The sequence below is a fragment of the Microcoleus sp. A006_D1 genome (assembly GCF_036702805.1).
In the GTDB taxonomy this organism is placed as follows: Bacteria; Cyanobacteriota; Cyanobacteriia; order Cyanobacteriales; family Microcoleaceae; genus Microcoleus.
The window spans coordinates 1-23,747 of record NZ_JAUBVZ010000009.1 but is presented as its reverse complement, the minus strand read 5'-3'; the positions used below and the strand labels follow the sequence as shown (position 1 = coordinate 23,747).

At 46.8% G+C, this 23,747-nt stretch carries 17 protein-coding genes, 1 pseudogene and 1 riboswitch; of the genes and pseudogenes, 4 read left to right on the top strand and 14 right to left on the bottom strand.

Annotated features, from left to right (window positions below; translation table 11 throughout):
- Positions 1 to 58: 58 nt before the first annotated feature.
- Positions 59 to 586 (bottom strand): hypothetical protein, encoded by a 528-nt coding sequence (locus QUB68_RS17365; protein WP_332994748.1) that lies wholly within the window; start codon positions 584 to 586, stop codon positions 59 to 61.
- An 83-nt stretch (positions 587 to 669) separates the two neighbouring features.
- Here QUB68_RS17365 and pyrE point away from each other — a divergent pair, with 83 nt between their 5' ends.
- On the top strand, positions 670 to 1,245 hold the full coding sequence (gene pyrE, locus QUB68_RS17360; protein ID WP_332994745.1) for an orotate phosphoribosyltransferase: 576 nt from the start codon (positions 670 to 672) through the stop codon (positions 1,243 to 1,245).
- 49 nt (positions 1,246 to 1,294) lie between these two features.
- Positions 1,295 to 2,149 carry a DNA (cytosine-5-)-methyltransferase gene (gene dcm, locus QUB68_RS17355; protein WP_332994743.1) on the top strand — a complete coding sequence of 285 codons (855 nt, stop codon included), beginning with the start codon at positions 1,295 to 1,297 and terminating at the stop codon, positions 2,147 to 2,149.
- Positions 2,150 to 2,190: 41 nt separating this feature from the next.
- On the opposite strand, the gene thiC is transcribed toward dcm, so the two are convergent.
- The 6 genes from thiC to QUB68_RS17325 form a co-directional block, all read right to left on the bottom strand.
- Positions 2,191 to 3,564, bottom strand: a complete 1,374-nt coding sequence (gene thiC, locus QUB68_RS17350) for a phosphomethylpyrimidine synthase ThiC (RefSeq protein ID WP_332994741.1) — start codon at positions 3,562 to 3,564, stop codon at positions 2,191 to 2,193.
- A 9-nt stretch (positions 3,565 to 3,573) separates the two neighbouring features.
- Positions 3,574 to 3,670, bottom strand: a riboswitch (TPP riboswitch).
- 254 nt (positions 3,671 to 3,924) lie between these two features.
- Positions 3,925 to 5,895: an ATP-binding protein gene (locus tag QUB68_RS17345; RefSeq protein ID WP_332994739.1), complete on the bottom strand. Its 1,971-nt coding sequence runs from the start codon at positions 5,893 to 5,895 to the stop codon at positions 3,925 to 3,927.
- Positions 5,896 to 6,051: 156 nt separating this feature from the next.
- A complete protein-coding gene (locus QUB68_RS17340; protein WP_332994737.1) occupies positions 6,052 to 6,612 on the bottom strand; it encodes a Uma2 family endonuclease in 561 nt (186 codons plus the stop codon).
- 165 nt (positions 6,613 to 6,777) lie between these two features.
- Complete coding sequence (locus tag QUB68_RS17335; RefSeq protein WP_332994735.1) at positions 6,778 to 9,036, bottom strand: Calx-beta domain-containing protein; 2,259 nt, start codon at positions 9,034 to 9,036, stop codon at positions 6,778 to 6,780.
- Between the two features lie 534 nt (positions 9,037 to 9,570).
- Entirely contained in the window at positions 9,571 to 11,613 is a 2,043-nt protein-coding gene (locus tag QUB68_RS17330) for a tetratricopeptide repeat protein (protein WP_332994732.1), read from the bottom strand.
- A 315-nt stretch (positions 11,614 to 11,928) separates the two neighbouring features.
- Positions 11,929 to 12,801: a 6-carboxytetrahydropterin synthase gene (locus tag QUB68_RS17325; RefSeq protein WP_332994730.1), complete on the bottom strand. Its 873-nt coding sequence runs from the start codon at positions 12,799 to 12,801 to the stop codon at positions 11,929 to 11,931.
- A 102-nt stretch (positions 12,802 to 12,903) separates the two neighbouring features.
- Between QUB68_RS17325 and QUB68_RS17320 the strand changes: the two genes are divergently transcribed.
- Both QUB68_RS17320 and QUB68_RS17315 read left to right on the top strand, forming a co-directional pair.
- Positions 12,904 to 13,056 carry a hypothetical protein gene (locus QUB68_RS17320; protein WP_332994728.1) on the top strand — a complete coding sequence of 51 codons (153 nt, stop codon included), beginning with the start codon at positions 12,904 to 12,906 and terminating at the stop codon, positions 13,054 to 13,056.
- 178 nt (positions 13,057 to 13,234) lie between these two features.
- Positions 13,235 to 14,737, top strand: a complete 1,503-nt coding sequence (locus QUB68_RS17315; RefSeq protein WP_332994727.1) for a cyclic nucleotide-binding domain-containing protein — start codon at positions 13,235 to 13,237, stop codon at positions 14,735 to 14,737.
- 295 nt (positions 14,738 to 15,032) lie between these two features.
- Here QUB68_RS17315 and QUB68_RS17310 read toward each other — a convergent pair whose 3' ends face one another.
- The 7 genes and pseudogenes from QUB68_RS17310 to QUB68_RS17280 form a co-directional block, all read right to left on the bottom strand.
- Positions 15,033 to 15,713 (bottom strand): J domain-containing protein, encoded by a 681-nt coding sequence (locus tag QUB68_RS17310; RefSeq protein WP_332994725.1) that lies wholly within the window; start codon positions 15,711 to 15,713, stop codon positions 15,033 to 15,035.
- Positions 15,714 to 16,029: 316 nt separating this feature from the next.
- A complete protein-coding gene (gene cysK, locus QUB68_RS17305; protein ID WP_332994724.1) occupies positions 16,030 to 16,992 on the bottom strand; it encodes a cysteine synthase A in 963 nt (320 codons plus the stop codon).
- 157 nt (positions 16,993 to 17,149) lie between these two features.
- Positions 17,150 to 17,590, bottom strand: a complete 441-nt coding sequence (locus QUB68_RS17300; RefSeq protein WP_332994722.1) for an Rrf2 family transcriptional regulator — start codon at positions 17,588 to 17,590, stop codon at positions 17,150 to 17,152.
- A 258-nt stretch (positions 17,591 to 17,848) separates the two neighbouring features.
- The gene (locus tag QUB68_RS17295; protein ID WP_332994719.1) at positions 17,849 to 20,026 is read right to left on the bottom strand and encodes an iron uptake porin; all 2,178 of its coding nucleotides are present in this window, start codon (positions 20,024 to 20,026) and stop codon (positions 17,849 to 17,851) included.
- 296 nt (positions 20,027 to 20,322) lie between these two features.
- Positions 20,323 to 21,972, bottom strand: coding sequence for an HD domain-containing phosphohydrolase (locus tag QUB68_RS17290; RefSeq protein ID WP_332994716.1), 1,650 nt, complete (start codon positions 21,970 to 21,972; stop codon positions 20,323 to 20,325).
- A gap of 159 nt (positions 21,973 to 22,131) precedes the next feature.
- On the bottom strand, positions 22,132 to 22,413 hold the full coding sequence (locus QUB68_RS17285; RefSeq protein ID WP_332994714.1) for a 4a-hydroxytetrahydrobiopterin dehydratase: 282 nt from the start codon (positions 22,411 to 22,413) through the stop codon (positions 22,132 to 22,134).
- 938 nt (positions 22,414 to 23,351) lie between these two features.
- Positions 23,352 to 23,747: pseudogene (locus QUB68_RS17280) on the bottom strand (photosystem II D2 protein (photosystem q(a) protein)); the annotation flags it as partial.

The following is a 23,747-nucleotide window of genomic DNA, read 5'->3' as shown; positions in this document are numbered from 1 at the left end:
TTTTAGTCGATCGGGATTAAAGTCCTGACTACAAACAATTTCGATCGCAAATCGGTAATTAATTTCTACCAGCCGGCGATACATTGTACAGTCCTCTCACCGAGCCTGGAGCTGTCTGTGGCTCTTGCTGCTGTCTTTGAGGTACAAGCTGCTCTTGGACTCCGGCGGGAGTGGCAAAACAGCCGCTCGGTTGAGGTGCTGTTTGGCAAGCTGGAGGCAAAGCCATGATTGAGGCATCAAAGGGATTGGTGGCATCCGGGACGCGGAGAATCGGATCGCTGGAAACTTGCCGCTGCATGACTCTTCGGTACATCCCGTTAACGCGGCTGGCATCTCGCTCAATTTCTTTTTCGGGAAAGGCAACAACGCCGCTGGGGGAACCGATGCCTAAATAGTCGCCAAAGTAACCTTGCAAGCTGACGTTGTGGTAAAAGTCTCCTGAAGCTTCAAAGAATTGTCGGTTGAAGTCGTCGCTAATCGGTTGAAATCGAGCTGGTTCTGCTTGAGCTGGTTTCACTGATGCCAGTGCGGCAGAGGCGACAGCGAGAATCAACGCGCCGCTCAGGCTTTTTAACTTTTGACTCATATATTTCAGTTTCTAGATTAATTACGGTTCCAATATAAACTGATTATCGGCGGATTATTTGTGTTTTTTACACGGTGTGAGTTATGAATGCTGCTGATTTAAAGGTGTTGCGCGATCGACTTTTGGATTTATTGTGCGAGTTTGCCTATCGCGAGGGCGATTTTGTACTGTCTTCGGGGCAGAAAAGTTCTTATTATATCAACTGCAAACCGGTGACTTTGCACGCTGAAGGTGCTTTGGCGACGGGGCGCGTACTCCTCTCGATGCTGCCGCCTCAGGTGCAAGCTGTGGGCGGTTTGACTTTGGGTGCTGACCCGATTGTCACTGCGGTGAGCGTGGTTTCGGCTCTGGAAGGTCGATCGATTCCAGCGCTAATTGTCCGCAAGGAGACGAAGGGACACGGCACAATGGCGTATATTGAGGGGCCTGTGTTGCCCTCTGGGACGAATGTTGCGGTGTTGGAAGATGTCGTAACAACGGGTAAGTCGGCGATGCAGGCGGTGGAGAGGCTGCGGGGTGCTGGCTATAAGGTCGATCGGGTGTTGTCGCTGATCGACAGGGAGCAAGGTGGAGGGGAGTTGTATCGCGAGGCGGGATTGGATTTTCAGACCGTTTTTACGATCGCGGATCTCAAAGAATGGATTCTTAGCAAGAAATAAGCTGGCGCGCATCTAATTTTTACAATCCTGTTTCTTGAAACTCTCTCTTGTGGGGTGGGCACGCGAGCCCGCCCGAAAAGTTAATCAGAACCGCGTCCGAGTTTACCTAGTAGGAATTTTAAATGCTTCGCCCCAATTTGGGTTAGTTTCCGACTTGGGGCCAAAAGATTCCCATTCCTGTAACCATCAACAGCTATCCTTATTTTCCCCCTTAAGTAAACCCGTCGTAGTTGCAGATATTTTGGAAGACAATCCCGAGCCAAAATATGATTGCTCGCCAGAATTTGTCAAGGCATTGAAACCAATCGTCAAGAATGATTTCAACCACTTGCACGGAATCCGGCTAATTGACTATCGCGGCGGCAATTCGATTCATTCTTGGGAACTAGGTTTGCGAGGCGAGTGCAGTTTAGACGAAATTGAGTTGATGAATCGTTTTATATTGAAAAGGCGAAATAAAGAATTTGGGCATGACCAAGATGGCAAGCTATTAACTAAAGAGCAAATCGCTACTTTTTTTGCTCATCCCAATCTCGATGAAATTCTGGATTTACTGGTTGCCAAGAAGTACCTACAGCGGAACAACGATTTGTACAAACCTGTATCGGGTAACTTTTCCTTTGAAGTATATAAATTTCTCGATCCGCAGAAGATTTCTGTAACAATTGTTGCCAGCGATGCGAATAAATTAGGTGTTTATCATAACCACCGAGTCCGCCGAATTACTCCCCGCGAAGCCGCACGGTTACAAGGTTTTTCCGATAGTTTTGTACTGCATCCCAATGATGATAAAGCTTACTATCAACTGGGCAATAGCGTCAGTATTAATGTAGTTAAAGCTGTGGCTCAAGAAGTTATCCAGAATGTTTTGTCCCCTACCAAACAAAAAGTTAGTGCCTTGTGAATTAATCAGGTGGGCGAATTAATCCGCCCACCTGATTAAGATTAGCTTTGGGCTACAGGTTCCTTAGCAAGAAACTTCTCCAACTCAGTCAAAGCATCCGCATCAACCTTCGTCTGCATCGGACAGAACTTAGGCCCGCACATCGAACAGAACTCCGCAGTTTTGTAGATATCCGCCGGCAAAGTTTCGTCGTGATATTCCCTCGCTCTTTCTGGATCGAGCGATAGCTCAAATTGACGGTTCCAATCGAAATTGTAACGCGCCTTAGAGAGTTCATCATCGCGATCGCGCGCACCCGGACGGCCCCGCGCAATATCCGCAGCGTGAGCCGCGATTTTGTAAGCAATCAGCCCGTTTCTGACATCCTCAGCATTCGGCAATCCCAAGTGTTCCTTCGGCGTTACGTAGCAAAGCATCGCAGTACCGTACCAACCAGCCATCGCCGCCCCAATTGCCGAGGTAATGTGGTCGTAACCGGGTGCAATATCTGTCACCAACGGCCCCAAAACATAGAAAGGAGCTTCCGAACATTCCTCCATTTGTTTCTTGACATTAAACTCAATTTGATCCATCGGTACATGGCCCGGGCCTTCCACCATTACCTGGATATCATGTTCCCAAGCTTTGCGAGTTAATTGTCCCAAAGTTTTGAGTTCAGCTAATTGAGCCGCATCCGACGCATCGTGAGTGCAACCGGGGCGCAAAGAATCTCCCAAACTAAACGAAACATCGTATTTTTTGAAGATTTCAATGATGTCGTTAAAGTGAGTGTAGAGAGGATTTTGTTTGTGGTGATGCAGCATCCACCGCGCCAAAATGCCGCCACCGCGAGATACAATTCCAGTCAGGCGATCTCTCACTAATGGCAAATGCTCGATCAGAATTCCGGCGTGAATAGTTTGGTAATCAACACCTTGTTGAGCGTGTTTTTCAATGATATGCAGAAAGTCATTGGCGGTCAGACTTTCCATGTTACCATGAACGCTTTCTAGTGCTTGATAAATCGGTACTGTACCGATCGGCACTGGTGAAGCTTTGATAATTGTAGTGCGAATTTCATCCAGATTACCGCCGCCGGTGGACAAGTCCATCACGGTATCAGCGCCGTATTTGACTGCTAATTTCAGCTTATCAACTTCTTCCTGCATATTGGAAGAGTTGGGAGATGCACCGATATTAGCATTGACTTTGCATCTGGAAGCAATGCCGATCGCCATTGGCTCCAAATTCGTGTGATTGATGTTAGCCGGAATAATCATCCGTCCCCGTGCTACTTCGGCGCGGATCAATTCTGCTGGGAGATTTTCTCGCTTAGCAACATAGTCCATTTCCTCAGTGATGACACCTTGACGAGCGTAGTGCATTTGAGATACATTGGCTTGCCCCTGACGCTTAGCGATCCATTCGGTACGCATAATATTGAATTCCTTGATAAACAGCTTCCCTCCGCTGGTATTACCCAGACTCAGGTTCTAAGGGTGTTTTCTCAGCCCGGATCTGCGGGCACCCCTAGCTTTAGGTTTATAATACTAGCACTTATGTTGGGTAAAGATTAAATCTTTATAAAACTTCCATGAGGATGTGAAGTTTTAATAAAAATCCTGAAATTTATGAAAAATAAAAGATAATTAATTTCGGATTTTTTGGATGTGCGATCGCACTTTCCTTACTGGCGATATTTCTGCTGTAAAAAAAGAGCGATCGGCATTGCTGAACTTATGCTGAGTTTCATTTGGCAATTTTGCCTATCAGTGAAAATTATTCCAAGTTCCTAGTTATTTTGACTTTTTACTGCCTTTTCTTTTATTGGAATTGGTTGCTTTTGGTGGTGGAGTTACCCATTCGCAGTCAAAAGTCTTGTTGATGAGATTTTTGAGGCTAATTACTTTGACTTCCCCGTCATGCCATTCCCCATCACGACTCTGAATCTTTATAATTTTGTATCCTATTTCCTTAAGCTCTTCAGTTAACGATACCTTTCCAAAATGTTCGTATGAGTCACTAATATCCTCGCCCTCTTTTGGAATCGTCATCTCCCAGCATACAATCTGGTCAGTCAACTTCAACGGATGATTAAACTCATCACTAGGCGAGAGAGTGTACTTGTACTCAAGAGCCTTCTGAATCTTAGTTGCTAGGGTTTTCTCGCCAATACTAACAGCAACGCTATCAATTCCCATGCCAGAGAAGGTAAGCGGACGCAGCCAAATATCAGCGTACTGCGATTCCTGGGGTACAAAATGAGCAAACATTGTGTACAATGCTCCTACCCAATGCTCTTCTCCAACCCCAGGCTCCACCAAAATTTTTTCTTTGAGTTGATCGATATCGCGTACAGTAAACCTTGTTCTGTCCTGAATCCCTTCTTTTAGCTCAATCAGCTTTTTAGTATAAGCCTCTAGTTTTAAATCCCGATCCTCTTTATTTAGCCTGTCTATAAGTTCTATAAAAGCATTAATTCTACTTTTTGCTTTGTCAAAAAACTGTTTGATATTATCGATAAAAGAATCGTCTTTTAGTATGCTTAAGGAAGTGTCAGTCAAAGAATTTCTGTTAGTCACAACATCAAAAGTGCCATTAATCATAAAAATATAGTGTAACTGTCCACTTGCCGTGCCAAGGACTGCGTAATCTTGCAGCTTGCTATGTTCAAATAGCTCATTGTATTCGCAAATTTTTACACCGTCGGAGCAAATAAATGTGCCTCTTTGATCGGTTAATCGAATTCCAGATTTTTTCTTGCCCTTTCTATCCAATTCTTCATGCTTATCTAGCGCTCGGCGATTACCATCTATTGCTAGAGTTAAACAGTATGTTGTATCTTGAAAACGGAAAGTGGCAGCCCCACGACCAAAAAATCTCCCATCATTTAATCTAGCTATTTTAGCAGGGCTTTTGATCTGCAATTTATCTTGCTCATCCGGCTTCCCTAAGTAGGGATATCCTGCCTTAAGTTTTTCAAGTTTATTTGTTGTACACAGGTATAATTCACAATCTTCGTTGTATCCTAAAGACTTTTTAAAACTGACTGATTGAGCATCTGGAAAATCTGTTTCATCAGGGCGTAGAATCCTCATGTCTCCATGCTTTGTGTTAAAACGTATGTAATGTTTGAGATATGACCATTTGGTTGTACCATCTTCCTCGGCATCGTAAAATTCAGAAAAATTTTCCACCTCAAGCTTGTGAACAACGATCATAGCTCCTGTAGAAAATTGGTTGACAAAAAAGTCTTGGTTAAACTTTTCCAAAATATTGGTTGTCGTTTTATTATTATGTATAAATATCTTCTTCAATGTTTCCCAAGGACTACAATCAGTTTGAGATTGGATGTCATACTCTTGATTCAACTTATGCTTCGGATTATCAATAGATATTGAACGCCAGTTTTCCTCATTTTTACAGCGTGTTATCAAAGTAATTTGTTGGGAAGCAAAGCACAGCTTTGACCCTTGACATTTGTAACCTATAGACTCTCCCTGTATTTTAGTAGACTTGCCAATGGAGAAAAATGCTCTGTAAGGAGTTATTTCATTTATCTCTTCTTCTTCGCTTAAACCCGTACCATTGTCAAAGTATATAAATCCTTTATATTGCGACTGCACTAGCGGGTATATCTCGATTCGAGATGCTGAAGCATCATAAGAGTTAGATATCAACTCTCGGATGACTTCGCACGGGTCTTTGCGATTAACAGAAAGCTCAGACAGGATACGTGCGTAAGAAATCTCTGGATATTGGGGCATATCTTTTTGTGAAGCTGTTTTGGGTGAAATTCTTAAGGAATCATATCATAACTGTGTAGTCAATTACCTGCATCACTATTTAGATGAGAGAGACAGCGATCACACTTAGCCACTTTCAGCGGAGTACCCACATACACATAATATAGCCCAATTTCCCTAACTCAAAATCAAATCAATACTCACCGCAAATTCAGGAAAAGCTAGTGGCGAAACAATTTCTCCCCGCTCAAATTTTTGGATTGAAGTATAGCCATTTGCCGTAGGATTGCGGTAAACTTCTAAACAGTTCGCTTCAAGATCCCACAGCCATACTTCCTGAATGCCCGATCGCGCATAATTCGGTACTTTCACATCGCGGTCATAATTAACGGTACTATCTGCTACCTCTACCAACAGCAAAACATCCCCGCTATTTGGCAGGGATTCTTCATAAAAATCAGCGCGGGGTTGGACTAAAGCAATATCAGGTTGCGGTTCTGAGTTATCATTAAGGCAAATAGGATTTTGCACTCGGAAAATCACCAGCGACTCTGGAATGCGGCTGAACATTCGCGCAAGGCGATCGACACGGGCGGCGTGGCGTCTACCAATTGCTGCCATTTGGATAATTTCTCCTTCGATAAGTTCTACTCGTTCATTATCTCTAAATACGCCAGCCTCACTCATCAGGTGATATTCTTGCACTGTAAATAGCCGTCTTTGAGTCTGAACAAACATAACTATTCTCCTTTTTCAACAGTTGCTCTAAGCTTACCACAAAAAAAAACCGCCCCAAATAGAGCGGCGAAAAGAGGAAAACTTAAATGGCAAATCTTAAACTAAAATAGTTTAACTGCACTCCAGAAACCTATTAGTAGAGCAAGCATTGCTCTACTAATAGTCCTAAAGCAGAGTAATCGAGGTTGATGCTGGAGTAGCGATCGAACCAGCGCCGAAACCTAAGTTGACATTACCAGCAGTCAAACCAGTTATGTTGTTAATTGTCAGGCTGACGCTAGTTTGCCCGTTAGCAAAATTCACGGTGCCGCCGGTAGCGTTGGGGACTACAGCAGGGCCAGTGATAAAGTAGTCCGTAAGATTTTGGGGTTGGCCACCACCAGGTGCGGCGATCAAAAAGTCGATCGCTCCAGCACCGACACCGCTTGTCCGGTTGATTGTAAACGCTCCAGTGCTAGAGTCCGCCACAGGGGCAGGAGCCGAACCGTAGAAGAATCCATTGCTTGGCCCACCGCTGCTGTCAAGAATCGATAAGACTGCTGCTGACGGACTAGCTACAGAGCCGCCGCTCAGGAATAAGTTCACAGTCTCAGTCAATTCCGGCACCGTATCATTGAGGATGGGTACGCCGACTGTCGCGCTAGCTTGACCGGGAGCAAAGTTCACTGACACATTGCTGACAGGGACATAATCAGGGCCAGAAGCTGTGGCCGAACCGTCAGCAGTGCTAAATAGAATTGTTCCTGCCTTTGTCAAATCCCCAGAGCGATTGATTGTCACATTCACAGTGCTACCTTCGTTGCCGCTGTAAGTCGCGGCACTAAAGAAGAACATACTAGGCCCAGTAGTCGCTGTCGTCGGAGTTGGAGTCGGACTCGTTGGAGTCGGAGTCGGAGTCGGAGTCGGCGCCACATCATTAATCGTCAAGATTGCCGGATTGCTGCCAACACTGCCGCCACTGAGAACCAAGTTCACAGTTTCCGGGCCTTCAGTAATCGCATCAGTCAACGCCGGGACAGTGAAACTCGCGCTATTTTGCCCCGGCGCAAAGTTCAGGGAACCCGCCGCCACCGTGTAATCCGGCGCAGTCCCGCTAGAAGTAGCCGAACCGTCAACACTGGCGTAGTTAATTGTTGCTGCACCCGTCCCACCGGTGCGAGTAACTGTAATCGTAGCCTGGCCACCTTCGCTGACAGTGTAACTCTGCTGGCTGAACTGGAAGACACTTGCAGGCGTTGGAGTCGGAGTCGGAATCGGAGTCGGTGTCGGAGTTGGTGATACCGAGGTTGAAGCATCAAAAATCGTCACCGTGGCTGGATTGACAGTACCCACATTGCCATTGCTCAAGAAGACATTCACGGTTTCGGGCGCTTCGGTAATGGCGTCATTCAGAGTTGGGATAGTGAAAGTCGCGCTAGTTTGTCCTGCCGCAAAGTTCAGACTTCCCGTAGCAGCAGTGTAGTCAGCAGCCGAGCCGGTAGAAAGTGCTGAACCGTCCACAGTGCCGAAATCAATGCTTCCAGGGGAGGAAGTATTGCCCGTGCGAATCACTGTGACTGTAGCGGGACTGCCTTCGGGAGTAGAGTAATTATTTGCGCTAAAGCTGAAGACACTTGCAGGAGTCGGTGTCGGTGTCGGTGTCGGTGTTGGCGTTGGTGTTGGCGTTGGCGTTGGTGTCGGGAATCCAGCCGATTGGAACCAAGCCGGGTTCGCGCTCAGTTGGGCTGCGCTCAAACCTTGGATGTTGACTAAATACTCGCCGGTGCCGGTATCGCGAATCAGGGTGTTGCCGATGCTAATGCCGTTGGAACCGGTGCCGTCGATGAACTGCAAATCGCTGAATTGCAGGCCGCCGAATAGTTGGATGACATCGTTGCCGGCGACTCGGAAGTCGGTAATTACGTCGGCATCGGGGACTCCGGGGCCGCCGGTGGTGGCTGTGGGTTTGCCGTCGCCGACTCGCCCGATCGCAAAAATGTCATTTCCACCACCGCCACTCATCGTATCAGAACCGAGGTCGCCGTAGAGTACATCGTCGCCGAGGTCGCCCAGGATCAAGTCGTTGCCTTTGCCGCCGAACATCGTATCGTTGTCTTTGCCGCCGAACAGACTGTCGTTCCCGTCATTGCCGAAAACGCTGTCATTGCCGATGTCGCCTCTAACTAAGTCGTTGCCTTTGCCGCCGTAAACTTGGTCGTCGTCTTTGCCGCCGTATACTTGATCGTCGCCTTCATTGCCATTCAGAATATCGTTGCCGGGGCCACCGTATACCAGGTCATTTCCTGGCCCTGCATTGATCGCATCATTGCCGTCAAGGCCGCTGATGGTGTCGTCTGCCAGTAAGTTTCCCAGGCCAATTGTGCGACCGTCGGGTAAGATTCCCGGCATTACATCGGGGCCGAGAGTTCCTGTTATGTTTGCCATTGTTTTTTTAACTCCACAGGTTAATTTTTTTTGCTTGTGGTAGAAGCACCTGTAGAGATTGTGCAGGGTAAGATTGCGGTATTTTAATTAACAGATGACTTGGAGAAAAACCGGGTACTTATGTCAGTATTTAGTATACTTTTTTACCCCATAAGGTAATCTCTATGTGCAATTTTATGCTGTCGTGCTATTTTTGCAACTGTATTTCCGCTTTGATGTCCTGTTAAGAGTGGAGAATGAGAATGCTGTCGCAATGTTCCCGAAATTTTAATATTCTGTTAGATCAGAATTAATACCTATTCAGTTTAGAAAATAATGCCGATTGCCGATTGCAAATACTGCTAACAGTTTAGCTATATGTTTCTATTGACTCAACCACTTTCAGGACAATATTTCAAAGTTTCTGTAAATATTTGAGCGAGCAAAAAAATTGCTACACGCCTCCGCGTAAACCTTGCCAAAAAAAAGTGCACCGATCCGCGTGCACCTTACGCCTAACTAACTGTCCGAATATTCATCGGATTGTGACTGGTTTTAAGTATCTTTTTCGCCAGTAGCAAATCCTTCTGTATCTTGCTTTAATTCTGAGGCGATTGCGCCTCGATCGCGCCAAGCTTCAGCATTTTCCGGCTTGATGGCGATCGCCCGATCGTAAGCTGCCATTGCTTCCTCGTAACGATTTAATTGTGACAAAGCTGTACCCAAGTGGTGCCAAGCATCGTAGGAATCCGGCTTGAGCGCGATCGCTTTTTCGTAAGCTGCGATCGCGTCTTGATGACGCTGCATTTTTGTCAAAGATTCGCCTTTACCAAACCAAGCCTCGTAACACTCAGAATTCAAGGCGATTGCTGATTCGTAAGATGCAATTGCTGCTTCGTGCTGCGACAGTTTGTCCAAAGCTGCGCCTCGGTTGTGCCACACTTCAAAATCCTGCGGTTTAATGGCAATTGCTTTGTCGTAGGATGCGATCGCATCTTGATAGCGCTGCATTTTTCCCAGCACTGCGCCTTTATTGTACCAAACTTCGTATTTGTCGGCCCGGATGCCGAGAGCTCGATCGTAAGAATCAATCGCATCGCTGTAGCGCAGCAATCTCCACAGCATATTACCTCGGTTGTACCAAGTCTCGTATCTATTGGCATTGAGAGCCAGAGCGCGATCGTAAGAATCGACTGCTGCTGCGTGCTGCTGTACTTTACCTAGCATCGCGCCTCGGTTGTGCCAAATTTCGCTGTCGGTTGTTTTGATAGCCAGGGCGCGATCGTAACTGGCGATCGCCTCTTCGTAATGCTGCAACTTACCCAACAAAGCTGCTATGCTGTGCCAACAAGCGTATTTGTGGGACTCGCTGCTACTTGCTCGCTCGTAACTGGCGATCGCCTCTTCGTACTTCTGCAATTTTGCCAGCAAATTCGCTTTATTATACCACGCTTCCCAGCCATCCGGTTTAATTAATATTGCTTGGTCGTAACAGGCGAGTGCTTCTTCGTGACGCTGCAATTTTATTAACACATTTCCGCGCCAATACCAAGCCTCATCCAAATTATTATTCTTGAGAATTGCTTTTTCAAAGCAGACTACTGCCTCATCATAATTGCCTTCAAAATAAAGCCCTTCGCCTTGCTTGATATAATCGTCAGCAATCAAATTTTCGGCGTCGCTAGGTACATTTGCCGAATTTGGGGAAGTGTTTGACTGCGGTTGAGGTGCGAGTTTTACAGATTCTTTGGCAACAACTGCCGGAAGTTGGGAAATTTCTTGAACAATTTGCGATTTCTTCTCGTAAACTTCGGTCAGCAAAACTTGCAGGTGCATCAGAAATTGAGATTTGAGAGTCTCAATTTGCTCGACGGAAGATTTAGAAATTTCAGTTTCTCTACTTAAAAAATCTATGGATTGTTTAGCTGCACTTAATTGCGCTTCTAATTCATCCCGCAATTTTTGAGTCAGTTGGCTAGAATTAATCAGCTCTGATTCCAACACGCCAATGCCCTGCAATCTTTGATTGGCATCCGCAACCAACTGTCTCACTACCAGCCGACGGATCGCCCAAAAAAACGCGATTGTCACAGGTGGAAATACAGTACCGAGAATCAGCAAAATATTCAGCAGATTTATAGTATTATTAAAACCGTATCCAGATTCAGCACTGCCAGTCTGCGGGGAAAGAAAGTCGAAACCGTCCCGAGCTTGAGGATTGCTTTTAACCCCGGTTTCGATTAATTTAGTCAGCCAGGTTTGTTGTAAAGATTTTGTTAGTTCATCGCCGGATGCAGCAGGAGTATTCGCCTTGGTTTTTGCACCAGCAGACAACTCCGGTTGCACCGCCGCTACCAGCAAACCAGTCTGCGATTTTACCGCAATTCTTGGGGAAAATTGTTCGTGGGCGATCGTCTCAGGCGCGCTAATTGACTCCGCCGGACGGGATGCGATATTATTTATGGCATCAACAAAGTTGCTAGCCTGCGGTGTCCCACCAGAGACGGGAGGTGCAGCAGGAGCGGCGCTAGTGTTAGCAGTTAAATTCTGGGATGCGAGGGCGGCCAGAGTCAAGAGAGCTACATTTGAGACTCGCATAAACGTCAACTCACCTAGGAGAAATTAGTGCTTGTTTGTCAGCGATCGGGCGATCGACCTCATACTCTGGGCGGTTAGAATAACTGAGATGAGGAATGCTGGCCTACTATCTCCAAAATACGGGCTGCGTCTGACTTGTCAGGAAAAGTGCCAATAATTCTGGCTCTAGAACTTTTGTCAAAAAATATATTCTCGCCCCTCATCCGGTTGAATAACCCTCGGAATCACCCTCGAAATCGTCGGGGCGGCTTCACCAATTTACACAATTAGCCAAACATCCGGGTGAACCCGCCCCAACCAACCCGATGTTTAACTCTAAACCCCAGCTAAAACCGCTGATGGTTGCTGGCGCGCGACATCGGCTACATCTAAATCTGCACCGTAAATTTCACAGCTATTATTCGGACTTTCAATCAGCTTAATTTTGTGCAACTCGGCGCCTAATTCCCGAACGGGCGATCGCAATAATTGCCCGATCCGAACCGCAATATTCTCCGCCGTCGGCACAACCTGCTCAAAATAAGAAATATCCTTATTTAAAAAAGTGTGATCGAAGGGTTCAACAACATAATCGTCAATAGCTTTTTGCAAAGCTCCCAAATCAGCAATCATCCCAGTCCGCGCATCAATTTCTCCTTTAACAGTCACCTCTAAATGATAGTTGTGACCGTGACCGTTCGGACGAGCACATTTACCGTAAATTTCCGAGTTTTCTTCAAAGCTCAAATCGGGACGAGCTAACCGATGGGCGGCGCTAAAATGAGTAGACAGAGTTAGATAAGCTTCCATTCCGTTTCCTAAATATTCAGCCCAAAGTTCGGGGTGTTCAAACAATTGAATTTTGCTCACCGGCAAATGAGGAGCTAGTCGCAGCCAAATTTGCCGTGCTATGTTTTCGGTAGTTGGCAGAGTCTGCTCAAATTCCGGCCATGCTTCGTTAAGGTAGGAAAAATCGAGATCCTTGGTAACTTCCCGCTTGATGACGTGCTTGACATCAGACAGGTTGAGCACCATGCCGTACTCGTCGAGTTCTCCTATCATGGAAACGTAAAGAACGTAATTGTGTCCGTGTCCCGGTGCGCGGGCTGTTGGGCCAAACCGCTCAAAGTTCTCGGCTTCGCTCAACTCCGGTAGCCAGTACCGATGACTCGCCGAAAACTGTGCCCGACGATTGATGATGCACTGCATAAAAGTCAAGTAAGGTAAGCTTGTTAAGTTCTGTAAAGGACTTACTTCTTAAGGATAAACCAATTTTCGCTGGAATTTTTCGATAATTTGAGGGTGCTCTAGATGAATTTCTACCAATTTTTCAGATATTGGCAACACGTCGCCGATCGCTCCCCAAAGCTGATTTTGCCGCACAACACAGATATCCGGCCGAAAATACCGCTACAAAATAGTTTCTCGCGATCGGTTGCTAGCGCATCACTTACCAGTCTTTGACAAAGTACGATTCAGCCAAGAGGGATAGCTGCGCCTGCGCGCACCTTTTTTGCAACACTGGACACTCCACAGTTCGAGTTTTCAGTCTAAGCTCTGCAATACTTAGCCGTTTGCGGTTCAGTTGCTACCAAAACTCATCACTCCTTAGCCATCACCAATTACTCATTACCAAATATTAATGAATTGGATTACTGAATCAGCCGATCGCTTTTTTGAACATTTTTGGGGTGCGATGACAACCCCGCTATTTTATATCGGGGACACTCATCTGTCGATTGGCGCGATCGTCCAACTGATAATCTTAGCTATACTTGCCTTTTTTATAGCTCGTCTCCTCAGTGAAGGAATCAAGCGCAGCCTGCTAGTTCGGATGGGATTGGATCGCGGCAGTCGAGAAGCAATTTCCACCATCATCAGCTATATTTTAGCAACTCTTGGCTGTATATTCGTCCTGCAAGGTGCCGGGATCAACCTCACTTCTCTCACCGTCTTAGCTGGCGTTGTCGGCATTGGTTTCGGCTTCGGCTTGCAAAATCTTGCCAGCAACTTTATCAGCGGTCTTACCCTGCTATTCGAGCACCAAATTAGAGTCGGAGATTTTATTGAAATAGACAACTTATTAGGAACAGTAGAAACAATTTCGATTCGCTCCACAATTATTAAGACAATTGACGGACTATTTGTGATTATCCCAAATATTAAATTTGTCGAAACCAACATTATTAACTGGAGTTACAGAGACCCCAGATGCCGCCTCCACATCCCCATCGGCGTTGCTTACGGTTCTGACCCAGTAATAGTTACCGAAGCGCTGTTAATTGCGGCGCGGATGGAATCTAATGTCTTGTCCCATCCTTCTCCTAAAGTATGGTTTCGCGGTTTTGGAGATAACGCCTTAAATTTTGAACTTTTAGTTTGGATTGACCAGCCGCAGGAAAGCGATGCCATTAAAAGTGCGGTCAATTTTTTAATTGATTACGAATTGCGCCACCGAAATATCGAAATTCCATTTCCCCAGCGGGATTTGTGGCTGCGAAACCCGCAAGAGTTAACTAAACTTTTTTACAACAATAACAAAGACGATCATTCCAACGGCAAAGTTTTTCCGCAGAATGCCAAACATTCAGCAGAAATAAAATCAAATCCTACGGTTTCCGATCATAAAAAGCCCGGGGCTAAATCGCCTAATAATTGGACGCTGCGAGATTTGTTGCGGCGAGTAACTTATTTTGAACAGTGTACGGATTTAGAACTGCGACAGTTAATTGAATACGGCTACCGACAACTGTTTCCAGCGGGACAGGTTGTATGTAAAGAAGATGACCCGGGCGATTCTTTTTATATTATTCTTTCTGGTGCTGTAGAAGTTCTTTCTCAAAAAGCCGATCAGTATATTGCGACACTTCACGAGGGCGAGTTTTTTGGGGAAATATCTTTGCTGTTGGGAACTCCGAGAACCGCGACTGTTAAAACTAGCGAAGATGCAATTTTGTTTGTGGTGGAACGCCACGACTTGCAAAAACTTTTAATAGAACAGCCGAATTTGGCAGATCAGATTGCTCAAAAATTGTCTGAACGCCAGCAAGCTTTGAGAGATTTGGGATTGTTAGATGACGACTCTCTGGAACAAACTCCTTTTATTAAAATTCGGAAGCGAATTCAAGTTCTTTTTGGAATTTGACTTTGTAGGGGCGGGTTTAGCTAAAGATATATGATACAAATGACTAAAAAAATGGCTAAACCCGCCCTTTGTAGGGGCGGGTTTAGCTAAAGATATATGATACAAATGACTAAAAAAATGGCTAAACCCGCCCTCTTTCTCTTTCTCAGTCATTAGTCATTAGTCATTAGTCATTAGGAATTGGGAATTGGGAATCGGGAATTGGTAATTGGGCAATTCTTCCCCTCTCCCATTCTCCCCCTCTCCCCCTCTCCCATTCTCCCCCTCTCCCCCTCTTCCCCTTTCTTTCAACTAACTAACTTTTAAATTTCAATTCCTCCTGTGCTTCCCGCCGCAATCTAGCGGCAATCCTAAACAATTCTTGACCTGTGTGCAAATGGCGATCGTCATAATTTAGCGTAAATAAATGCAATTCTTCTATGCCATCGCCGACTTGATTGATGGAGTAGTAGAGATGCGCTGCAACTCCGGCTACATTAGATGGATTGGGCATCGCTTTCAGAAAGTTATGAGCTTTTGAAAGAAAGTCGCGGCTAGTTTCGATATAAGTTTGAAACTTTTCGATCAGTTGGTCATCAAACGGATCTGCTGACAATTCGTTTATTTCTTTTTTAAGCGGCTTCAAGATGCTGTTGAGCATTCGATTGACTGGTTTGTATACTTTGATCAGCCATTGTTCCATTTGTTCGTCGGCGTCGCGTGCTGTTTGTTTTTGCTGGCGGCTGACGTTTGGCGCCCAGGGTGATTGCTGTTCGCTTGGCTGGGAAATTTGGCGATCGTAAGATTGTCTGTGTTGAGCGTCTCCTAATATTTCATAGGCTGCGTTGAGGCGGATAATCTCTTCGTGACCGGCTGTTGAGCTTTGGCTGTCTGGATGAAATATTTTGACTAAACGGCGGTATGCTTGTTTAATCTCGGCCTGTGTTGCTGTTGGGCTAATCTTTAGGGTTCTGTAGTGATTGGTAACGGAAGACACGCTGTTATTTCCTTGAAATCTGGATGATCTGCGAAAAACGGCTTGACAAAAATATCATTACTTGCTAATATATTAGTTATTTGTCTGATATAAATGCCAAAGATTATAGGTAAAAAACCTTTGTTTTCCAATTATTATAATAAATCCATTTTAGAAAAATATTGATTATTTGAAAGTTTGTAGTGATGACTTCAGTCCTCTCTATGCGGAGTTCAGTTAAGAAGGACTTGCATTCCGGATTACACACAACAAAGCCGAGCAGGGCGTACACTGTACGCCCTGCTTTTAGTTTCTGCAACTCACGCCGGAGGCTAGTTTAGTTGACAGCTACCGCCAGATTGAGTTCTGGATCTTGGAATAATGGAGTGCTGAGATAGCGTTCGCCGAAGCTAGGCTGAATCATCACAATCAATTTCCCTGCATTCTCCGGACGCTTGCCGACTTTCAAGGCTGCATAGAGTGCCGCACCGCTGGAAATACCTGACAAAAGTCCTTCTTCTCTGGCTAAGCGGCGCCCGTAGACGATCGCCTCGTCATCGCTAACAACTATCACCTCGTCGATCGCATTCACATTCAGCACCGGCGGGATAAAACCAGCACCGATACCTTGAATTTTGTGAGGCCCCGGCTTTCCGCCCGACAGTACATGACTGTTAGCCGGTTCAACGGCGATCGCCTTAAACTCCGGTTTCCGCGACTTAATCACCTCTGCAATACCCGTAATCGTACCGCCAGTGCCGACTCCAGCAATCAGGAAATCGACTTCGCCGTCGGTATCTGCCCAAATTTCCTCAGCCGTTGTCGAACGGTGCACCTCTGGGTTCGCTGGATTCCGAAACTGCTGCAACATATAAGCATTCGGAGTTTTGTCCACAATCTCTTGAGCGCGGCGGATGCAGCCGCTCATCCCCTCAATGCCGGGAGTCAGTTCGAGTTGGGCCCCGTAAGCCCGCAGCATCGATCGGCGTTCCGTGCTCATCGTATCCGGCATTGTCAAAATCAACTGGTAGCCCTTAGCCGCCGCCACCATGGCCAAAGCAATTCCGGTATTGCCAGATGTCGGTTCTACTAAAACCGTTTTGCCTGGAGTAATCAGCCCTTCTGCCTCGGCTTGATTCACCATATTGACACCAATCCGGTCTTTTACGGATGCTGCCGGATTCATGCCTTCGAGTTTTACCACAATCCGAGCCAAGCAGCCTTCGGATTGGGGAATGCGGTTGAGTTGCACCAGGGGCGTGTGCCCCACCAATTCTGTAATGTCGCCAGCAATACGCATAATCTTTGTCAGTTGGTTGTTGAAAGTCAATGTTAATTTCTAGTTGGCAATACTCAGCTATTCTGCATTGAGATTTAACTTTTAGGGCGGGCAAGATGCCCACCCCACTCTGGCGTCAAAAAACAGGATTTTGAGAATTAGACGCGCGCCAGCTTAACTAGATGTAATACATAATATCGAGCTGCCGCCTGCCATTGCGTTTTTCGCGCAGATCCTGTAGCGTGTATTTTTGCAAAACCAAGTTGGCTTGCGATCGAGCTTCTTGCCAAACTTCCCAAATCACCGCACTTTCTACAGTTTGAGCAGGCGAGTCTTTTTGAGTGCGATCGAACTCTGAACCTTCGAGACAGTTGATAATTTCTAGGAGTGTAATTTTCCACGGTTCTCGCGCCAAGATATAACCGCCCTTAGCTCCTCGCTGGCTGCGAATCAGCCCGCAGCGTCTCATAGTAGCCAGCAACTGTTCTAGATATCGATCTGGAATATTTTGCTGAGCCGCTATCTGGCGAATTTGCAGGGGTTCGCCCTCATCGTAGCAATCGGCCAGCTCCAGCAAAGCTAAGATTGCGTATTCGCTTTTACAGGAGAGTTCCACCATAATTGCTTCACATACCAGAATTCTCAACTTTGAAGTCAGATATTAAAATTCTCCTCAGTGTTGAGTTAAAAATTCTAACCCCTAAGTTCTTATTATACTCCGGTTTTCCACTGAACTTAATCGACTTTCACCCAATATAGCAGCACTGAACTCGTCCAGCGCACAAAAAAGCCCTGCCCGAGGCAGAGCTAAATTTGGCATTTAGTAGTTAATTGTCAGCAGAGAGGGTATCACCCGCCCTGCCTCATCTAACCGCTCTTAAAACGTGAAAGTAGTTCTCAGAGTACCAATAATGATGTCATCGTTACGGCGGTTTTGATTCGGGTTCGTAATCCAAACGACGCCTGGAGTCAGAGAGATGTTATCCGTAAGCTGGTACTTGTAGAACCCTTCAACGTGCCACGAAGTATCATTGCGGAAACTCCGCAAATTGCTTGCAGCCTCAAGTTTATCCAAGTAAGGCTCGCGACCTACCACAAAGCCCAGCAAGTTGCCTTCTTTCCCTAAATCAGGCAAAGCCAATGTGACAGCGTAGTTCCAAATTCTCGCATCGCCGATGCCGAGAATGCGAGCATTAGTTAAACCGGCCCAGCCCCCCAGTATAAATCTGGGATTCAGGCGCAACGAAGCCTGAGCGCCGTAAGAATTGCTGACAACTTTACGAGCGCGGAAGCCGTTGGCACCGCCAAAACCTTCGCTCAAACCGTTGAGGGAATTAGCCACGCCGGTACCAGTGAAACCGCCGAGATTGCCGGCCCCGTTCCCCAAACCGTTGTCAAACCCGAAGTTACCTCGGCTAAAGTAACCGTGGTTGTAGTTGAAAGCAACTTGCAAGTTGCGTCCGGGGGTAAAAGTCAACTGGCCCATCGCCGCGTAGTCGCCGTTAAACAAGCCTGCACCCTTGGCGGGACTGGCTGCATTTGACGCCAAATAACCGAAGGACAGAGAAGTCGGGCCGAACACGCCGCCCAGCAAGCCCCTGCCACCGAAGGCATAGTCAAAGCCGATACCAGCGCCACCGCCCAAGCGGTAAATCGGGTTGCGCTGTCCGAACGCGCTCAGCGAGCCGTTGCCGCCGTCAAAGTCTTCAAAGTAAGGGTTGACAGTCGGAATAATGTCGTCCCAAACGCCAGCGTTGGCTGCAATGGTAACGTTCGTCCGCGCGGACAGAGGAAACTTGTACAGCAAGCTGTCTAGGGCAAAAACGTTATCGGTTCTGCCGACTATATTCCAAGTTTGAGTACCTTCGCTGGTAGCCCCAAAATTGAAGTTGCGACCGTTGCCGACTTGAAGCCTGGTCAGCAACAAGTCTCTGCCGGTGAAGCTCGTATTTAAATTGAGACGTACCCGCTGTTGGAAGACGGTTTCATTGTTACCGCTGCCGATTCTGGTGTTGTTTCTGCCCAACAAACCGTCATTGCCACCAAAGTCGTCGCTGAGGGCAAAAATTGCTTCCCCAGTCAGCTTGGTAGTAGTTGAGAATTGGTTGGCTTCGAGTTCGGATGTCCGAGCTTCCAGAGCATCGACCCGGCCGCGCAGGGTTGCCAGTTCCGCTGCAAATTCTTCTTGGAGCCGTTGGAGGGCTGCCAAGTCATCTTTGGTCGCTAAGTTGGTCGTACCAGCTCTAATTAGCTCGTTAACTTTGTCTAAGCAAGCGTTTAAACCGGCGGCAAATTCGTAGCGGGTCATTGCCCGGTTGCCGCGGAATGTGCCGTCGGGATACCCGGCAATACAGCCGTAGCGCTCGACTAGGGATTGCAGTGCTTGGAATGCCCAGTCTGTCGGGCGCACGTCGGAAAGTTGAGATACTGAGGTAACTTGAGCTTGAGTTTCGCCATCGGCAGTACCTTCGCTGCTGTACTCGTTGAGCTGCTCTAATGTGGTGGCTGGGTTTTGAGCTTGTGGTGCAGCAGTTTGGGCTACAGATTCAGCCGGAGAAGCCACACTTGGTTGTGCCGGCTGTGCCACTGTCGGGGCAGTTGTTTCTAATTGAGCTGCGCCGAGGATCTCTGGGACAGCGGTAGCTGCTGGGGCTGCAATTTCTACTGGTTGAGCGACTGTTGGCCTGGCGGCTTCATATTCACTTGCAGATTGTGATGCAGCTTGGGGATTTGCCACTCCAGGATCTGTGTTAGCTGCGGCGATCGCGCTGCCCGTTGCAGCCGTGCTAGCATCTGCAATCCCTGGCTGGGTTTCCCGGCTTGCAGCTTGGGAAATTTCTGTGACAGGCTCCTCGGCAGCAGTAGTTTCGGAAACAGCAGCTAAAGTATTGACTTTCGCGTCAAAGCTTTCAGCCGTTTCAGTTTTGGCAGCTTGAGGCTTGAGCGCATCAGCAGCTTGCTGAGTGTCTGCTGCCATCGCCCTTGAAGAAACTACTAGGGTAGCTCCCAAGACTGCTGGGCTGATTAGTAGATATCTCCACAAAATTTTTGTCATGTTCACTCTCCTCCTCACACCGATTACAAAGAAAATTTTCTGGTCTTCTATGCGGTCAGTAGTTGCCACACCAGCATAGTTTAAAAAGAGATCCAAAATTAACTTTTTCTTTTGATTCTTTCGGGCTGACTAAGCGTCTAGATGGGACTTGCGGCTGCACAGAGCCTGTTTTTTACCCTGCAATCAACCGCCTCAAAACCTTACAAGACTTTGGCTGTTGGTTGATTTGACTTCTGACACTCCGATCGCGCCCGATCGCCGTCTATTTACTTTCTAGCACAGTCGCCTGGAGTCGTCTAGGCTGATTCGACTTTAACCTCCAAGCTGTGTCCGAGAACGCTAAAGACGCGACAGTGATCGAATAGTTCTAACAAATCAGCGTTGATTTTGTGGTGAGCGGCTTCTTGTCGCAAAATTTGCATCGCTGCCTCAGTTCGCAGAGCTCGCTTGTAGGGGCGATCGCCTGCTGTCAGGGCGTCATAAATATCGGCAATCGTCATCAATTGCGCTTGAATGGGGATTTCTGAGTGTTTCAGACCTCGCGGATAACCTGTGCCGTCTAGTTTTTCATGGTGTCCGTAGGCTATTTGGGGCACATTTTTTAGATCCTTTGTCCAAGGAATTTGGCTGAGAAATTCGTAAGTGTGAGTTACGTGAGATTCTATTGCCGATCGTTCTTCCGCTGTCAGGTTGCCCCTCGACACCATCAATTGCACGATTTCGTCAGGACTCAGCAGCGGTTTAATTGCCCCGTCGATATCTCTGTAAGTTTGCCGGGAAAGTTCTCGCAGTTGAGCTAGCGGTTCTTCTGCCAAAATGTGAGGTTCGTTGGCTTCCAACAAGACTTCCCAGTATTCTGCCAATCTGGTTTTGCCATTTGCTAGCACCGTGTCTAGCTGTTCGATTTCTTGGCATTGAGCGCACTCAGACTCCTCGCTCGGGTGTCTGCGGTAAGCTGAATGCTCTAGCAAGTATTTATATTTAGACTGGACGCATTCCATTTCCATCGTCCGCTGAGCTAAGCCAAAGCGGTGGCGGATGATTTCTAGCTGTGCCGGGTATAGCTTTTTCTGCTTAGTCAAAACTGCTTCTGGCACTCCGATTTTCCCAAAATCGTGCAGCAGGGCGGCGTAGCGAATTTCTTGAATTTGGCGGGGATTAAAGTAAACAGAGCGCAGCCATCCGCTATTGACGGCGTTTACTTCTTCTGACAGGCGTACTGTTAGGGCTGCGACTCGTTCTGAATGACCGAAGGTACAGGGGTCTCTGGCTTCTATGACTTGCACACTTGCTTTTACGAAGCCCTCGAACAAATGTTCTATGCTTTCTTGGAGTTGATTTCGCTCGATCGAGATTGCTGCTTGAGATGCCAGCGATCGAACTATCCTTTCTTCCCACTCCGAATACTGCTGCGTCGATTCCCAAGCATTGTCGGCTGTCAGCACCGCATCTGCCTTTGTTTTGCGGTTGATCAGTTGCAGTACGCCGATTGTCTCCCCCTGTCGGTTTTGCATCGGCAGCACCATTACCGAGCAAGTGCGGTAATTAATATCCCTGTCAAAACTGGTATCTAGCTGGTAGGGTACGCCGTTGGGCAAGTTATAAGCATCAGACAGGTTCAAACTTTGACCTGTAATCGCCACGTATCCCGCTAAGCTTTTGTCTGTCAGGGGCAGAGCAAACTCCTTAAACGACAGTCTGGGTTTAGAACCGTTTTGGGCTACTTTGAACAGCAACTTTGATTTTTCGTCGCTGTGATCTACTAAATAAACGCTCCCCGCATCGCTGTAGGTAATTTCCCGGCTTTTGGATAAAATTAAGTTTAACAATTCGCCCAAATCTTGGGCGCTCGACAGAGCCGCGCCTATATCCAAAAGCTTTTCTATCAGATCGGTTTTTTCTACAGCAGATTCGTTCTTAAACTCTGGCCTTTCAAATACGATCATGGTCGGATGATGGCGAATAGCCTTTAATACCTTGGACTTTTTGCATCTCGACTTTCTCACACCCGATTCTAACCCAGAGTCGATTTTTTATTGGCGAACTTTCTGCTCTTGGGACTGTCGCTAGATGCCGTGGCTCCTGTTACGAAAACGGGAACTCTTTTAATCTAACGTAGAAATCTCTTGAGCTAGCGCAAAGTCTTTCTCAGTTAAGCCTCCGGCATCGTGAGTTGTCAAGTTAAGTGTAACTTTGTTGTAGGAGATTTCTATGTCTGGGTGATGTGCTGCGGCTTCTGAGGGGGCGACCAACTTATTCACAAAGGCGATCGCTGCAATAAAGTCTTTAAATTTCCGGGTACACCGCAGTTGCTTGTCTTCAACCCTCCAGCCCGATAATTGACTGGTGCGCTCTTGAATTTCAGTATCGTTAAGTAGGTCAGCCATAATTTTTATTTTATTTTGGGATGAGCTTTTTGGCAGATTAACTACCCACCTGTAGAAAATCTGACCAAAAACTATCCGCTCTCACCAATAGTATTGAGCCTCAAGTTTTAACACTCAAGATTTAACACTATTTGAGGTGAGAGCGGTCTAGCGGGTCTTCAGATTAGAACCTGACTGCCGGGAGAATCCCTAGCTCAGCCTGGTTCCCCGTGGAAGTCGTTTCCAGTTGGCAACGACGGCTGGCTGCTAGTGAGCGGCCCCGGCGCACAGCCGGTAGTTTCCAATCTGATGACCCATGAGTTTACTACCTATCATGGGCATCACCTCCGGGATTAGCTAAATGGTTTAATATTTGAACGCACCTCACCCAAATACAAGATTTGGTGTGAGTATTTGTGCGCTAGCCCTTGCCAGCGTAACCGAAAGAACCTGCGTTCTGAGTATCATTCCAGTAGTCACAATTATTAGAATAGCACAAGAAATTAGAAGTGGGGGGATGCAAATTGATATTTTTGCAAAATGCGGGCAAATTAATCTATCGGTAAGGTTTTCGATCTATCTCAACAGCCCAGCTTCTGGATCGAGCTTTTGAACGGATTGCAAATATTCGATCCAGAAGCTGGGCTGTGGGGCGGGGTGTGGAGCGGGAAATGTGCGATCCGTTCAAAAGCTCGATTTTTTGCCAGACAGAAGCTTGACAAATGCGGCGTCGTCGGGTGCAGCGAAAGTCCGCTAGATTCATCAAAGGCAGAATTTAACTGTTGTTGAGTTAGCAACCTGGCAAAATCCCCATGCGGCCCCGAACGTTGGTATTGTCACAAATAAAATAAAAAGCTCCCGCCGATCGCTCGGCAGGAGCTTTTTAAACATTGAGGATAAAATTTAAATTATCGATCTTATCCTTTCAAAATGTTGGATTTTTTGAGAGATCGCGCTGATTACAGAGCGTTACCACGAGGCAGAACTTCTTCAGGGAAGATGAAGTTTTCGTGCGGTTGGTCAGTTGGAGCCATCCAAGCACGAATACCTTCGTTAAGCAGAATGTTCTTAGTGTAGAACGTTTCAAACTCAGGATCTTCAGCAGCGCGAAGTTCTTGTGATACGAAGTCATAAGCCCGCAGGTTTAATGCTAAACCGACGATGCCCAATGAGCTCATCCACAAGCCTGTGACAGGGACGAACAACATGAAGAAGTGCAACCAGCGCTTGTTAGAGAACGCAATTCCGAAGATTTGCGACCAAAAACGGTTAGCTGTAACCATCGAGTAGGTTTCTTCAGACTGAGTTGGGTTAAAAGCTGGGAAAGTGTTTGCACCTTCGCCATCTTCAAACAG